Below are 14,466 nucleotides of genomic sequence, written 5' to 3'. Positions count from 1 at the left end.
CGCCGGTCAGGCGATCGCGTAGTCCGACATCGGGAAGGTCTCCTGCTCCTTCACCGCATTGCGCACCGATGTCGGACGGAACAGCGGCGCTTCACCTTTACCGGTGTGGTTCCTGAACCAGTAGGACCGCGAGCCGACGCAGTTGCCGAGTTCGAACGCGGAGTCCTTCATCAGGCTGGTCATCCGCTCCAGGAAGCGGGCGTTGGCGTCTTCGGTGACCTCGAAGGTACTGGCGTCGCGCTGCTGCATCTCACCGAAAAGCCGTTCCATGTGCTTCATCTGGTATTCGACGGTGTTGAACCACGACAGGCCCACCCATGCGTAGGGGCTTGCCATCGACAGGAAGTTCGGGAAGCCGGGCATCGAAATGCCTTGGTACGCCTGGAATTGGGTTTCGCGCCACCACTTTCCGAGGTTCTTGCCGTCGCGTCCGATCACCTCGATCGCGGGCAAGTTGGCCTCCCAGACGTCGAATCCGGTTGCCAGCACCAAGGTGTCGATCAGGCGCTTGCTGCCGTCGCTGGCGACGATGCCGTCGGGCTCGATCCGGTCGATACCGTTGGTCTCCAGATGCACGTGCGACTTGGTGAACGCCCGGTAGAAGTCGTTGGAGATGGTGGGCCGCTTGCAACCGAAGTCGAAGTCGGGGTCCAGCTTTCGCGACAGCTCCCGGTTGCGCACCAGCAATAGCCGGTACAGCCTCGAGAACTGCGAGATGCCTTTGTTGAACACCTTGAAGTAACGGAACTTCCACATCGTGATGACCATGGACCATTCCAGAATCGCGTCGGTGTACCAGCGCAGGGCGCGCTGAGTCGCCGGGTACTTGGCGAAAAGCCGCTGCATCAACGGGAAGAACTTCATGTCAAACTTCGGAAGCACCCAGATCGGGGTGCGCTGATACACGGTCAGCTCGGCGACTTCTTTGGCCAACTCCGGAACAACCTGCACACCGGTGGATCCGGTTCCGATGACGGCAGCACGTCGGCCGGTAGCCGAGAAGTCGTCGTCCCAGACGGCGGTGTGGACGATGCGGCCGCCGAACGTCTCGATCCCGGGGATGTCCGGCGTTTTCGGCTGACACAGGAACCCCGTCGCCACGATCAGGTACTGCGTGCTCAGCGTCTCGCCGCCGGCCAGCGCCAGGCGCCACACCTGCGCGTCCTCGTCCCACCGGGCACCCTCGACGGTGGTGTTGAACCGCATGAATCGCCGCACGTCGTACTTCTCGGCCACGCTGACGGCGTAGCTCTTGAGCTCCGAGCCCGGCGCGTACAGCCGCGACCAGTACGGGTTCGGCTCGAATCGGTAGGAGAAGGTGGGTGACGGCTGGTCCACCGAAAGCCCCGGATAGTGGTTGACGTGCCACGTTCCACCCAGGTCGTCTTCACGGTCGACGATGAGCATGTTCTCGTAGCCCAAGCTGCTCAGCTGGATCGCGGCGCCGATTCCGCCGAAACCCGCCCCCACGATGACCACATCGAACTGCTGCTCGCCCATAGTTACTAAACGGTACCTTCTGCTGCGGCGACGATGAAACGACACCGAACGCGCCGAGGCTGCGCAAGCGGGCTGGATTTGGGTGCGGCCGGCGATTTCAATCGGCAGGATTGGTCCGCTGATTGCGACCGACGTGTGGGGGGTCCTGTTTGCGCTGGTCCGGGACCTCCGAAACCAGCGATGACAGCGCGGTCAGTGTCGCCGGCCTCATCCCCCTAAGCCTCTGGCATGGGAGCGTTAACCAGCGGACAGCGCATGTGTACTGTCTAATGGGAATTGGCTGTTTGGGGGCGCGACCGACGAGGATCTCAGCCACCCGGGGCTTCAGATTTAGACATGAGAATGAGGCCGTTCCGTACTAGGTCTTTCACACTCAACCGGTAGGCTCACGTCCCGACTGTGCCTACACAGCGCATGTGCAGAAGAGTCGCATGCCGAGCTGAGCCGGAGGGAGGCCTCGGTTTGTCGCTAACACTCGTACTGGGTGCTTCTCTTCTGGCCACCTTGTTACTACTCGTGGCGTGGACTCGGATGGTCCGGCGGTGGCGTCGCAACATGGACGTCAGCGACGACTCTGAGTACTGCGCAGCACTCACAACTCTGTCTGAGGCGTCGGTACGGCGGCATTTCAACCCATTCACCGACATCGACTGGGACGCGCCGGAGTATCACGTCAGGAACGACGATGCGCGCTGGGTACTACCGCCGAGCAACCCGCTGGGAGGTCACTCTTGGTACCAAGCACTACCGTTGGACAAGCAAATCAAGATCGGTCTCTGGCACCAGGCCAACACCGCCAAGATTTCGCTGCAGCTGGAAAGCATCCTCATCAGAGGTTTGATGCACTACACATTCTGGGTGCCTAACGGATCTCCTGAATACCGCTACTGCGTGCACGAATCCATCGAAGAGTGCAACCACGCGATGATGTTCCAAGAATTGGTGAATCGCATCGGTGTCAACGCTCCCGGCATGCCTCGGTGGCTGCGTTGGATTTCGCCCGCAATCCCGCTCTACGCGGGGCCACTGCCGGGCACGTTTTTCTTCGGTGTTCTCGCAGGCGAGCTGCCGATACACAACATGCAGAAGAGCATGCTGAGAGAAGACTGGGCGCCGCACCCGATCATGGAGAAGGTCATGGCGATTCACGTCGCCGAGGAAGCGCGCCACATCTCCTTTGCCGACCAGTTCTTGAGTAAACGCGTTCCGAGGATGGCACGGCGGAGTCGGTTCGCGTTGTCGCTGTATGTACCGATCGTCATGCGCGCGCTGTGCCAAGGGATAGTCGTGCCGTCGCACGGATTTTTCCGGAAGTTCGACATCCCACGTTCAGTGCGAAAAGAAGTGTTTTTCGATGCGCCAGAGTCGCGGCAGGCGTTGCGCGACATGTACGGCGATGTGCGAATGCTGTGCGAAGGTGTCGGGTTGATGAACCCGCTGTCCCTATTGCTTTGGCGTATCTGCAAAATCGACGGTCAACCCTCGCGCTACCGCGGTGAGCCCCAGCGCACCCGGGTAGCCAGCCCGGCAGCTGCGGCCTAAATCCCCTGCTGCGCAACACAACATCAATCGATTGCGCAATCCGTACTCGGCTGACGCGACGCGTTAGGTCGACAGCAAATCAGTCGATCAGTGCGCGTTGCCCGAACAAGGCATGCCCCAACAAGCACTCTCGACCCTGTGCGATACTTCCTGCATGGTTCGTAGCCCTTCATTGGACAACGTCGGCGCAAGTCTCGTCTACCGCATTGGTTCGACGGCGACGTACAAAAAACTCTTCCGGTACTGGTACCCCCTGATGACCAAGCGCCTGAATCACGGCGACGACGTCCAGTTCCTGAACTGGGGCTACGAGGAGGACCCGCCGCTGGGCCTGCCGCTCGACCCGGTCGACGAGCCCAACCGGTACAGCATTCAGCTCTACCACCAGACCGCGACCCAGGACGGCGTCGACCTCGCCGGCAAGAAGGTGCTGGAGTGCAGCTCCGGACACGGCGGTGGTGCCTCTTATCTGTCCCGCACGCTGAAGCCGGCCTCCTACACCGGTCTGGACTTCAACGCCGCCGGCGTCAAATTCTGCAACGAGCGGCACAAGGTGCCGGGCCTGAGCTTCGTGCACGGCGACGCCGAGAACCTGCCGTTCCCGGACGAATCCTTCGACACCGTGATCAACGTCGAGGCCTCGCACATCTACCCGCACTTCGACCGCTTCCTCAGTGAAGTCAACCGGGTGCTGCGTCCCGGCGGGCACTTCCTCCACGTCGACTTCCGCAACCGCGACAACTTCGCGGGATGGGAGTCGGATCTGGCCGACTCGGGTCTGCGGCAGGTCTCTTCGCGAGTCATCAACGCAGAGGTGCTGCGCGGCCTCAAGAAGAACTCGGCTCGCTCGAACGAGATCATCAACACCCGCCTGCCGGCCTTCCTGCGCAAGTTCGGCCGCGAGTTCGCGGTGGTTGACGGTTCGTGGTTCTACAACGACCTCGAACGCGGCGAAATCGACTATCGCGCATACCATCTCATGAAGGACTGAAGTCCATCCAGGCGATTGCCCTTGCGTCGCTAAGTCTTCACGAGGGGGTTTGTCAGCATGACGCTGGCTCGCAGGCTGCGATTCCGCGCCAGCCTGATGAAGGTCGGCGTCGACGGGGCGCTCGGGGTGGCGCGGGATAAGGCCACCTCCTACCGCTACTCGTTGACCGGCCGGGAAACCGCGCCCGCCACCAACTTCGACCCGTTCTCGGCTGAGATCATGCACGATCCGTACCCGGGCTATCAGTCGTTGCTCGCCGGCGACGACGTTCCTAACGTCTGGTACAACCGCAAGCGCGGCATATGGATCATCGCGGGCTACGACGATGTGCGAAAGGCATTGCGCGACAACGAAGAACTGTCGTCGGCGCAAAGCCAGAGCCGCTTCCGCGTCTATCTGCCGTCGATGAACGCGGCCGACCCGCCGGCGCACACCCGGCTGCGCAAGTTCGTTTCGCGCGCTTTCACCGCACGGGCGATGGGGGCCTGGCAGACCAACATCAACGAGGTCGCCGACGAACTCGTCGACACCGTGATCGCCCAAGGTCACACCGAGGCGGTCACCCAACTTGCCAAACCGCTGCCGACCCGGCTGATAGCCAGGATGCTGGGCATCCCACAGCAGGATCAGGCTCAGTTCGTGGCGTGGTCGGACCACATGGTCGCGGGCGCGTTCGCGCCGCTGACCGCGCACGGGATGCGACTGTCGGCGCGCTCGGCCAGTGCCACCGCGGCCATGCACCGCAGCCTGGACCCGCTGATCGCGCAGCGGCGCCGCACCCCCGGCGACGACCTGATATCGATGATGACGCCGGCCGACGCCGACGACGCTCTCACCGATGACGAAATTTTCTGGAGCGCCGCCATGTTGATCGGCGCCGGCAGCGAGACGACGACGAACATGTTATCCGGATTGATGTTGACGTTGGCGCAACGACCCGACCTCTACGCACGGCTGCGTACGCAGCCGGAGCTGATCCCCGCCGCGGTGGAGGAGCAGCTGCGGATGGGCTCGCCTGTACAGGGTTTCTACCGCACCGCGACGCGCGACTACACCGTTGGGGCGCAGACGATTCCGGCCGGCGCTAGGGTGCTGCTGCTGTTCGCCGCGGCCAATCGGGACCCCCGTAAGTACGCCGATCCGGATACTTTCGACCTCGACCGCAATCCGACCGACCATCTCGCTTTCGGCGGCGGCGTGCACTACTGCCTGGGTGTGCCTCTGACCCGACTGGAGGGCGCGCGGGTCTTCTCCCAACTGCTGCCCAGGGTCTCCGAGATCCGGCTGACCGGCCAGTACCGCTACCTCGACAACCCGACAATGCGTGGGCTGGAACATCTTCCGCTGAAACTGATACCTACCAGCGAGTCGTGACGCGCAGGGTTTAGAGTCCGCGTGTCGTAAGCCAGCCGTCGATTCGCTCGGCCACGGCGGCCCAGCCGGGCTCGAGCATCATGTTGTGGCCCATATCGGGAAAGAACTCCGCCGTGGTCCCGTAGGCGCGAGCGGTGGCAACTATTTCCTCGCGGGTGTGTGCGCCGTCGTTCTCAGCTCCGAGAACCAGGATCGGTGCCGATACCCGCTTGGGTCGCGGCAATTTCAACAGCAGGCCGTCGAGGCCAATGCGCGAGCTGTCTTCTTGCATCCGGGCGGCGTACTTCCGAACGTCGGCCTCCGGCGTGTGCGAGGAAAAAAACCGCTCGCGGGCCGATTCGGGCGAATTTATGTAGGGCAATGCCTTTCCGGTAATCGTCATCCTGACGAAGTCCGACGGCCGTTGCCGAAGCCAACGCAATGCATTTCCGAGGTTTCCCCGTGGGGGAATCGAAGACATCAACACACCGGCCGGCGCGGCGTGCTTCTCGAGATACTTCTGCACGATGAGGCCGCCCATGGAATGGCCGATTATCACAGGCGGCCCGGGCAAGAGCCGGGCAACCGAATGGACGTCGGCGACATAGTCAGCCACCGAACACGACCACAGCGGCTTGTTGCTCGAGCTTTCGCCGTGCGCGCGGAAGCTCAACGCCACCGCACGGTAACCCTTGTCAGCGAAGTAGCTGAGGAAATTTTCGTCCCAACACCACGCGGCATGCCAGGCTCCGTGGACGAAGAGCAGCGGCATCGGATGTGCATCGCTGGTGCTGCCCTTTTCGATCACCTCTAGCACGGCTTTAGCCTATCTGTCCGTTCAACCGGGACCGCGCCGTGTCCAATAATCCGTATGCCGCGCGGCCTCGCGACGGCGTCAATTCAGTTTTTTCGCCAGCGCGCGCCGGGCGAGCAGCGGCAGCAGCTGGTCGTGCGGCGCAAATCGACAGCAGGCCGCGACGATTGCGTTGATCCGCCCAGGGACGACCCGGCACCTGTCGGCGTCCAGGCCGTCGAGCCCCGCCCGCGCCACATGGTCGGCTGACTTCCACATGAAGCCAGGAAGTACCGCGGCCCGTTCTCCGAAACCAAAACCCGCGGCGTCGTCGAATCCGGTTGCAACCGGCCCCGGGCACAACGCAGTCACTGTGACACCAGTGCCCCGCAATTCGTTGCGCAGACCTTCGGTGTACGACAAGACAAATGCCTTGGCCGCACCGTAAGCCGCTTGCCCGGGCACCGGAAGAAAGCCTGCTAACGACGACACGTTCAACACGGCCCCGCGATTACGGTCGACCATGCCGGGCAAGAATCTGCTGCACAGATCGACCACGGCGGCGACGTCTACTTCGACCAAATTGAGTTGCTGTTCTGGGACTGATTTCGCTATAGGCGCACCGACGGAGAGGCCGGCGTTGTTGACCAGAATGTTGGGCTCCAACCCCAACTCGGCGACGCGGCCAGGTAGATCTGCGCGGTCTTTACTGCTCGAGAGATCGGCGGTCAGCACATGCGCCTCCTGATTCACGCTCGCGGCCAGTGCGTGCAGGCGGTCCGTCCGTCGGGCGACCAGCACCAACTGATGGCCGCGCCGGGCAAGCTCCAGCGCGATCGCCTCCCCAATTCCTGACGATGCGCCGGTGACCAAGGCCACCCGATCGTCAGCCGGTGCCGGAATCCCCACGAGCCCGACCTTAACCGGCCTGTCCCGGCAGTGCGGGCGAAAAAGCGCCGCCAGCGACCGCGAAGGGTGGGATTCGCGAAACGCCAATGTGACGAATGTCTATACGCTATGGCGCACAGCGAGGCAAAATAGATACAACATTTCAGAGCTGAGATGATTTCGGCTGCGTCGTGGTGCGTCCGCTGACAAAACCACGCTGAGCAGCACCTTTGGGGGGAATTGAGGATCGATGACACGACGTGGTTCGCGCTGGCTGAAAGCCGGCCTGCTGGCCACTACCGGCGTCGGCCTGCTGGACATGACAGCCGTCATGACCCCGGCGCCGAGTTTGGCCGATGACACGGCGCTGATTATGGGCTACACCGAAACGCCGAACCCGCTTGAGTCTTACGTTTCGCAGGTGATGAGCCTTTTCATCGATCCGAGCCCTCCGCTCTTCAACGGTCAGCCAACCTACGACGGCTACTCGGCGCTAGTGGTGCCCACTGAGGAAGGTGCGAACTACCAACAAGTTTTCACCCTGGGTTCGGCGCAATTGGACGCGGCGATCAACACGGCTCTCGGAACTTCGGGCGACAACAACGTCGTGGTGTGGGGCTACTCCGAGAGCACCAGCATCGCTACCCAGGAACTGATCAACATCGCCGGGCTTCCGGCCGACCAACAGTACGACCCGGCGCATCTGCAATTCGTGCTCCTCGAGGATCTCGACAATCCCAATGGCGGCTTCCTGGAACGCTTCCCGGGCCTGGCCGGCACCGCGTTTCCGGCGACCCCGGCAGACACGGCCTACGACACCACCATTTACACGGTCCAGTACAGCGGGAGCTCAGACTTTCCCGAATTCACGTCCAACACCCTGGCCGACGAAAACGCCATGGCCGGCTTCGTCGACCTGCATCCCCTGCTGCTTCCTGGCTACCCATCGAGCTTTGACTTTTCGTCACTCGGAAACGCCATGCTGGAGCCGACATCTGATGGCGATGCCGGAAACACCGACTATTACCTCATTCCCACCCAGAACTTGCCGCTGCTTGATCTGACGCGGGATTTCGGCGGCAACGCGTCCGCCGACCTGATGCAGCCCGACATGCGCGTCATCGTCGACCTGGGTTACGACTACACGCGCGGCGCGGACGTCACCACGCTGGCGGACACGGGGTCTCCGGATTTCGACCCGACCGCTGTCGACGCGTATCTCCTGGCGGGGGCCAACCAAGGCATCATGGCCGCGCTGGTTGACGTCGGGGTCTTGCCGAAATCCGACCTGCTCGATCTCTATCCGTACGTGCCAGATGTCGGGGGCCTGTTCGAGGGTGCACTCTCGTCGCATGACCCGGCGTCCGTCGCGATCGCGACGGCGGACGCGTCGACGTCGGCCAGCGCGCTCATCGATGCGCTGACCGTGTCGGACAACCCTCTGGCGCCAACGCTCCTGACTTTCCTGCCCGGCTTCGCCACCGATCTCGCCAACTATTTCGGCACTTACCTGCCATCGCTCTGACATCAAGTCCGTTGAATTCCACACCGGTGGCGTTGGTTACGGGCGCGACAAGCGGCATTGGCGAGGCGACCGCCCACCGACTGCACGACCGGGGCTACGTCGTGTTCGCTGCCGGGCGCAACCCGAAGGCCCTTGATGCGTTGCGGTCCAGAGGGTTACAGGCCCGCGCTCTCGACGTCACTGACGAGACCGCCGCGGCGGACCTCGTCGAGGAGATCAACACGACTCATGGCGGCGTCGACGTCTTGGTCAACAGCGCGGGATACCCGCTGCCGTCGCCGCTCGAACAAGTTGGGCGCGATGCCCTTCGCGATTTGTTTGAGACTAATGTCGTTGCGACGCTTCACTTGTCACAGCTTGTCCTACCCGGAATGCGTGAGCGGAGAGTTGGCCGCATCATCATCATCGGCAGCACGGGCGGACGGTTCACCAGCCCGGGCGCGGGCGCTTACCACGTCGTCAAGTACGGCGTCGAGGCTCTGTCGTTGGCGCTGGGCGCCGAGGTGGCCCCGTTCGGCGTTCGCGTCGTCCTGATTGACCCCACCGGGGTGCGCACCAAATTCGTTGCTTCCCAATTGGAAGCAGCTCCGACGTCGTACGCCGACGATGATCCTTATGCTGAGTTCAAACACCGTTACACTGCGACGACCCACGGGCTGGCACAGACACGTGGTCTGATGGTCGATGCCGATACCGTGGCCCGCGTCGTCGTTCGCACGATCGAGCAGAAAGACCCGAAACCGCGCTATGTGGTTGGGGTGTCCGGCAAAGTGTCGGTGCTGGCCCGGCAACTGCTGACCGACCGCATGTGGAATCGGGTCATGGGCGCGGGTCTCAAAGGCTAACTGCTGAAAGTCGTTTCGACTGCTGTTCCAGCTGTGTTAAAGACCGATCGCGCTCAGCAGAGCAGCCGGGTCGATGGCACTTGCTGCGGCGGCCGGATCCACGGCACCCGCGAGAGCGCCCGGGTCGACGCCGCCCAATAACGCAGCCCAGTCCGCCGTGAGCTGATCGGGGCTGAACGCGTTGGCCAGTGCGGTGAAATCTGCGCCCAGCTGATCGGGGCTGAAAGCGTTCTCCAGCCCGGTGAGGCTCGTGGTCGGGTCGTACGGCGCGTTGGAGGTGTCGAAACCGAGGTCGTGCCAGAAGGTTTCGAATTGCGGGTACACCTGACCGAGGTCAGGGGTGCCGGGCGCATTTTGGCCGGGGTCTTTCGCGTTACCGAAGTCCCAGAAGTCCTTGTTCTGCAGCAACGCGATGGACTGCTGGATCGTCGCCTCCGACGGTACGTTGGCCCCGCCGTCGGTGGGGGCTACGCCGTTGACGGTGGTACCGGTGTAGTCCGCCAACCACTCGTTGATCACCGGATTGCCGCCGGGGGTCCAGTTGTTGATGTCCCTGATCAGATCCGGGTAGTCCATGTGAGCGTTGACGACCGCGCTGCAGTCACCCGGGCAGAACGGGCTGCCCGGCGTGAATGGGTCGAACATCATCAACCCGGCCGCGAAGGACTGGAACGTCTGCATGATCTCGGTCGGGTCGCCGTAGATCGGGTCGATGCCGGTGCCGCCGAGACCGGTCGTTGACGGTGTCTCCATCAGACTGTTGAAGAAGTTCTCGAACGGGGTCTGCGGTGAGAATGTGTAGGTGTCGCCCGCCCACGGCATGTAGTACCCCGAGCCGTCAGGGGCTTCGGCCCCCGTACCCGGAATGCCCACTCCACCAAGCAGGTTGGCGTCGTTCGTGCCCGGGGTGCTGTTCAACGCGCCCGCAGTCGAAATGCCTGACCAGCCTTCGAAGGGATGCACCTCACCGCTGGCGATCGGAGTACCTGCTTCCGGCAAGCCAACACCACCGGGCGAGGTCGCGTTGGGGTCGATGCTGCCGGGATTGGAGTCGCTGAAGGTGTACGAACCGTTGTCGTACGTCGGGTTGAACCAGTTGTCGAACAGGCCGAACTTCTCCTGGCCGCTCAGGGTGGCCCCCAGCCACTCGTAGAAGTCGACCGAAGAGATACCGGTAATGGGGCTCGCCGGCTCGAACGGGAGACAGGCGGCCTCGTCGCACGAGGCGTTGGTGGGTAGCTCGGAGGCGACGAGGCCCCATAGCTGCTGACCCAGGCCTGCGCTGAAGTCAGTTTCAGGGGCGTTCATTCCGCTCAGTTCCGGGAATGGAAGTAGGAAGTTGGTGACCGACATGAAGTGCGTTGGGTCCCCGGGGTCGACTCCCCAGAGGTTCGTCGGGCCGACCACGAACCAGGGGCCGGCCATCAACAGGTTGTCCGAGAAGAACTGCGTTGCGTAGATCTCGTTGGCCGGGATGTTGATCAGGTCGTCGAACAGGTTGATCGGAACATTGAGCAAGGATTCGTCGACGAGACGAGTCGGAATGCTGCGGACCGGAAGCTGCGCCGTCGCGGTGGCCGGCTCCGCGGCCCGCGGCGTAGCGACGACCAAGCTTGTCGCCGCCAGCGCGGCAGCTGCCATTACGTATGGACGCGAAACAGCCAGCATGGCGCCCCCCCTTCACTTCGATCAACGCAACGGTAACTTAACCTACACTAAGATTTTCTAAGCTCGATCGGAATCTGAAATGATTCCCCCACAAAGATTCCGTGAAGAGAGTCACATAAAACGGCGTCGCATGCAACGGGTTGCCCGATTTGTCTGATTACTTGGATTAATCATCTGGAGCCGTCGGCGGGCGAAGCTACCCGGCCAGCGCTGAGGCCCAGTCCGCCGAGAAACTCGCGAAATCGAAGGAGCCCAACAGCCCGGCCCAATCATCGGCCAACTGCTCCGGGGCGAACGACGCAGCCAACGCGGCCCAATCCTCGGTCAGCTGCTCGGGGCCGAGCACATTTGTCAGCGCCGCGAGGTCGGTCGAAAAGTCGGCCGTTACCGGGTTATTGCTGGGATCGAAGCCGAGCGACGTCCAGAACTGATACCACTGCGCGACCGTCTCGGTGTAGTCCGGACCCGTCCCAGGTTCGGGGCTCGGGTTACCAAAACTCCAGAAGCCTTGCTGCAGGATCTCGATCGAACGCGCGATCTGCTCCTCGGTCGGCACATTGGCCATGCCGTTGTCGTAGGCGCCTAGCCAGGCCCCGATCGTCTCGTTACCCGGCCAGGCTTGATCGATGTATCTGACCAAGTCGGGGTAGTCGAGGTTGTTGTCGGTGATGATTGTGCACTCACCGGGGCAGAATGGACTGCCCGGCGTGAACGGGGTGAATACCGCCGATGCAGCGGCCAACGACTGGAGCGCCCGGCCGGCCTCTTCCATACTCGGGATCTGGAAATTGGAGTAGTCCGGATCCTCCATCAGGCCGTTGATCCAGTTTTCGAACGGCACCCACGGCTGCAGCGTGTACGTCTCGCCAGCCCACGGGTAAAGATTTCCGTCGCCCACGGTTCCTGGGATGTTGGGAAATATGGTGTAGGCCGGACCGCTGGGATCGAAGGATCCAGGTCCAGCGGGATCGAAGAAGTACCCCCCGCCCGGGCTGTTGGGCCAGAGCTCATTGAGACCCACCTTGAACCAGTTGTCGAACAGCGGGAATTCCTGTTGCCCGGTCGCGATGTCGTTCAGACGGATGAACCAGTCCAGGCCGGAAATACCAGTGACAGGGCTGGTCGGCGACACCGGCAGACAGTCGAAAGCGTCGCAGCCCGCACTCGTGGGCAATGTAGTGGCGACCAGCCCCCATAGCTGCTGGCCCAGGCCACCGGCGAAGTCTGTTTCGGGCGCGTTGATTCCGCTGAGCCCCTCGAACGGAACCAGGAAGTTGGTCACCGACATGAAGTGGCTCGGGTCACCTTGGTCAACCCCCCACAGGTTGGTGGCGCTCACCACAAACCAAGGCCCGCTATTGAACAGCGACTGAGCAGCGTAGGTCATCGCATCGACCTCGCTGTTCGGGATGTTGACGATCTCCTGGAGCAGGTTGAACGGGATGTTGAAGATCGACGAGTCCACGAGAGTCGTTTCGATGTTGCGGACGGCACGCTGCGCAGCCTCCGTGGCGACCTGCGATGCCAACGGTGTGACGGCGACCAAGCTTGCCGCCACGAGCATGGCACCTGCCATGACATATGGGCGCGCAGCGACGTGCATGACGCGTACCCCCTCCGAGTCGAATAGCTGAATGGCTCCTGAATTCAAACTCAGAAAGCCTCAACTGTCGCATTGACGGTGCCCTTCATTTCAACCTCATATCTATCTGGCCAGCCGCATATTTAGAGCAATGTCAAATTAGGGGCGCTGAATTCGCCCAGTCTTTGGGCGACACGAATGGCGCGGATCAGGCCGTGAGCCCGGCGCGGTTGCCGTAGGTGTCGAGGCGCGCGACCTGCTCGACGGGTATCCGGGTGCCGGGCCCTATTGCCCCCGCGGCCAGCCCGCGGCGACGATGCAGAAACGCACGAGCCTCGCGGATGGTGAACCGCACGCAGACCACCTGCCGGCGGAGTGAGCAATCTACCGAATTCTGTGAGGTGGGCCAGAGCCTCGACTTCGTTCTTGAAGCTCGGGTTCTCGGCGGTTGGGTTCAGGCTCCGTCGAGCCAAATCGACCGGAAAGGTAATGGCCGGGCTCAACAAATTGGCGCTGTATTTAATAACTGAGCCCGGGTGGTGGCGTGTCGGCATCGAGCCACGCCCGGTTGCCGTAGGCGTCGAGGTGGACCACCTGCTCGACGGGCACGCGGGTGGTCGGCCCGTAGCGGCCGCGCGGCCAGCCGAGCGCCACCACGCAGCACGGTGTCACCGCGCGTGGAAGGCCGAGGATTTTGCGGGCCCGGCTCACTCCCCACAGCGGCAACGTGATCAACGACGCGCCCAAGCCCATCGCGCGGGCCGCCAACAGAAGGTTCTGCACGCTCGGATAGATCGAACCCCAATATCCCGACACCGCCGCGTGGGGCATCAACGAGTAGGGCGCCCGGCCTTCGCGGAGGGTGAGCCGCAGACAGGCCACCACCAGAACCGGGATCTCGTTGAAGTGGTCGACCTGCCATTGCGCCGCGCGGATCACCTTGGCCAGGGACGGGTCGTTGTCGCCGGCGCTGCTGAGCAGTCCGCCGTAAGAGAACTTCCAGCCTTTGCGATAGCGCCCGGCGAGTTTCTTGATCACCCGCCGGTCCTTGACGACGATGAACTCCCAGTTCTGGCCGTTGGCGCCGGTCGGCGCACGCAACGCCAACTCGATGCACTTCAGCACCACTGCGTCGTCGACCGGCTCGGCATGCACCCGGCGCACCGCACGCTGAGTCAGCATCGCGTGCTGCAGCGGCATGTTCAGGCCATCGAGCGCGTCGGATGTGGTCGGCGCTACCTGAAAGGCGTCGGCGTAGGGAGAGTCGGTCATACGTTCAGGCGTGCTCGCTGACCCACCGGGTGGTGAAGTCCTGGACGTCCGGGATCCCTTGCGCGAACTCGCGCGCGATGAAGCTCTCTACCGTCCCGCCGACCAGCGGGACTTTGAACTCCACGGTGCCGTTCAGCATCAGCAGCGACCCGCTGTTCATGGGTGTCACCAATGCCTCCGCCGATCCCGATCCGGGCGCTCCGGTCACGGCGACGGTGATCTTTCCGCGGAGTTGATCGCCCGACGGCGTCCACGTCTCGGTGCTGCGGACGTTGATGTCGCGCCGATAGAACTTGGAGACGATCCCTGGCAGCACGTCGCGGCCTAGGTCCTGCACGGTGGTCACCCGTACGGTCCGGTCGTCGTCGACGACCAGGGATTCCAGCGTGGTGCTGCCGCTCATGTTGGCGAGCCGTGCCCGCCAGTAGTCCTCGGCGCTGAAAGCGGTGTGAACCTGGTCGACGCTGGCGGGCGATTCGACCGATACATCGAAAGGGCGTGGCATAT

At 62.8% G+C, this 14,466-nt stretch carries 13 protein-coding genes; 5 read left to right on the top strand and 8 right to left on the bottom strand.

The window, feature by feature from the left end; translation table 11 throughout:
* Nucleotides 1–6 precede the first annotated feature (6 nt).
* Nucleotides 7–1,500 carry a flavin-containing monooxygenase gene (locus tag ACQY5A_RS15245; protein WP_428341159.1) on the bottom strand — a complete coding sequence of 498 codons (1,494 nt, stop codon included), beginning with the start codon at nt 1,498–1,500 and terminating at the stop codon, nt 7–9.
* Between the two features lie 516 nt (nt 1,501–2,016).
* On the opposite strand from ACQY5A_RS15245, the gene ACQY5A_RS15240 reads away from it, so the two are divergent.
* From ACQY5A_RS15240 to ACQY5A_RS15230, 3 genes are all read left to right on the top strand, one after another.
* On the top strand, nt 2,017–3,042 hold the full coding sequence (locus tag ACQY5A_RS15240) for an AurF N-oxygenase family protein (RefSeq protein WP_428341158.1): 1,026 nt from the start codon (nt 2,017–2,019) through the stop codon (nt 3,040–3,042).
* Between the two features lie 154 nt (nt 3,043–3,196).
* Complete coding sequence (locus ACQY5A_RS15235; RefSeq protein WP_428341157.1) at nt 3,197–4,033, top strand: phthiotriol/phenolphthiotriol dimycocerosates methyltransferase; 837 nt, start codon at nt 3,197–3,199, stop codon at nt 4,031–4,033.
* Between the two features lie 57 nt (nt 4,034–4,090).
* Nucleotides 4,091–5,407 (top strand): cytochrome P450, encoded by a 1,317-nt coding sequence (locus ACQY5A_RS15230; RefSeq protein WP_428341156.1) that lies wholly within the window; start codon nt 4,091–4,093, stop codon nt 5,405–5,407.
* Between the two features lie 10 nt (nt 5,408–5,417).
* Here the strand turns inward: ACQY5A_RS15230 and ACQY5A_RS15225 are convergent, their stop codons facing one another.
* Nucleotides 5,418–6,203: an alpha/beta hydrolase gene (locus ACQY5A_RS15225; RefSeq protein ID WP_428341155.1), complete on the bottom strand. Its 786-nt coding sequence runs from the start codon at nt 6,201–6,203 to the stop codon at nt 5,418–5,420.
* Nucleotides 6,204–6,281: 78 nt separating this feature from the next.
* Nucleotides 6,282–7,088, bottom strand: coding sequence for an SDR family NAD(P)-dependent oxidoreductase (locus tag ACQY5A_RS15220; protein ID WP_428341154.1), 807 nt, complete (start codon nt 7,086–7,088; stop codon nt 6,282–6,284).
* A 229-nt stretch (nt 7,089–7,317) separates the two neighbouring features.
* Here ACQY5A_RS15220 and ACQY5A_RS15215 point away from each other — a divergent pair, with 229 nt between their 5' ends.
* A complete protein-coding gene (locus tag ACQY5A_RS15215) occupies nt 7,318–8,592 on the top strand; it encodes a PE-PPE domain-containing protein (RefSeq protein WP_428341153.1) in 1,275 nt (424 codons plus the stop codon).
* Nucleotides 8,593–8,618: 26 nt separating this feature from the next.
* Nucleotides 8,619–9,437 (top strand): SDR family NAD(P)-dependent oxidoreductase, encoded by an 819-nt coding sequence (locus ACQY5A_RS15210; protein ID WP_428341152.1) that lies wholly within the window; start codon nt 8,619–8,621, stop codon nt 9,435–9,437.
* Between the two features lie 36 nt (nt 9,438–9,473).
* Here ACQY5A_RS15210 and ACQY5A_RS15205 read toward each other — a convergent pair whose 3' ends face one another.
* The 5 genes from ACQY5A_RS15205 to ACQY5A_RS15185 all read right to left on the bottom strand — a co-directional run bounded on the left by ACQY5A_RS15205 (nt 9,474) and on the right by ACQY5A_RS15185 (nt 14,464).
* The gene (locus ACQY5A_RS15205; protein ID WP_428341151.1) at nt 9,474–11,105 is read right to left on the bottom strand and encodes a hypothetical protein; all 1,632 of its coding nucleotides are present in this window, start codon (nt 11,103–11,105) and stop codon (nt 9,474–9,476) included.
* A gap of 196 nt (nt 11,106–11,301) precedes the next feature.
* On the bottom strand, nt 11,302–12,663 hold the full coding sequence (locus ACQY5A_RS15200; protein ID WP_428341150.1) for a hypothetical protein: 1,362 nt from the start codon (nt 12,661–12,663) through the stop codon (nt 11,302–11,304).
* A gap of 232 nt (nt 12,664–12,895) precedes the next feature.
* Nucleotides 12,896–13,042, bottom strand: coding sequence for a hypothetical protein (locus tag ACQY5A_RS15195; RefSeq protein WP_428341149.1), 147 nt, complete (start codon nt 13,040–13,042; stop codon nt 12,896–12,898).
* Nucleotides 13,043–13,206: 164 nt separating this feature from the next.
* Complete coding sequence (locus ACQY5A_RS15190; RefSeq protein ID WP_428341148.1) at nt 13,207–13,959, bottom strand: nitroreductase family protein; 753 nt, start codon at nt 13,957–13,959, stop codon at nt 13,207–13,209.
* Between the two features lie 4 nt (nt 13,960–13,963).
* Nucleotides 13,964–14,464, bottom strand: coding sequence for a DUF2505 domain-containing protein (locus tag ACQY5A_RS15185; protein WP_428341147.1), 501 nt, complete (start codon nt 14,462–14,464; stop codon nt 13,964–13,966).
* Nucleotides 14,465–14,466 lie beyond the last annotated feature (2 nt).

This window comes from Mycobacterium sp. (assembly GCF_965277065.1).
Taxonomy (GTDB): Bacteria; Actinomycetota; Actinomycetes; order Mycobacteriales; family Mycobacteriaceae; genus Mycobacterium.
Note: the sequence above shows the minus strand (reverse complement) of the source record. Positions and strands in the feature narration are given on the sequence as shown.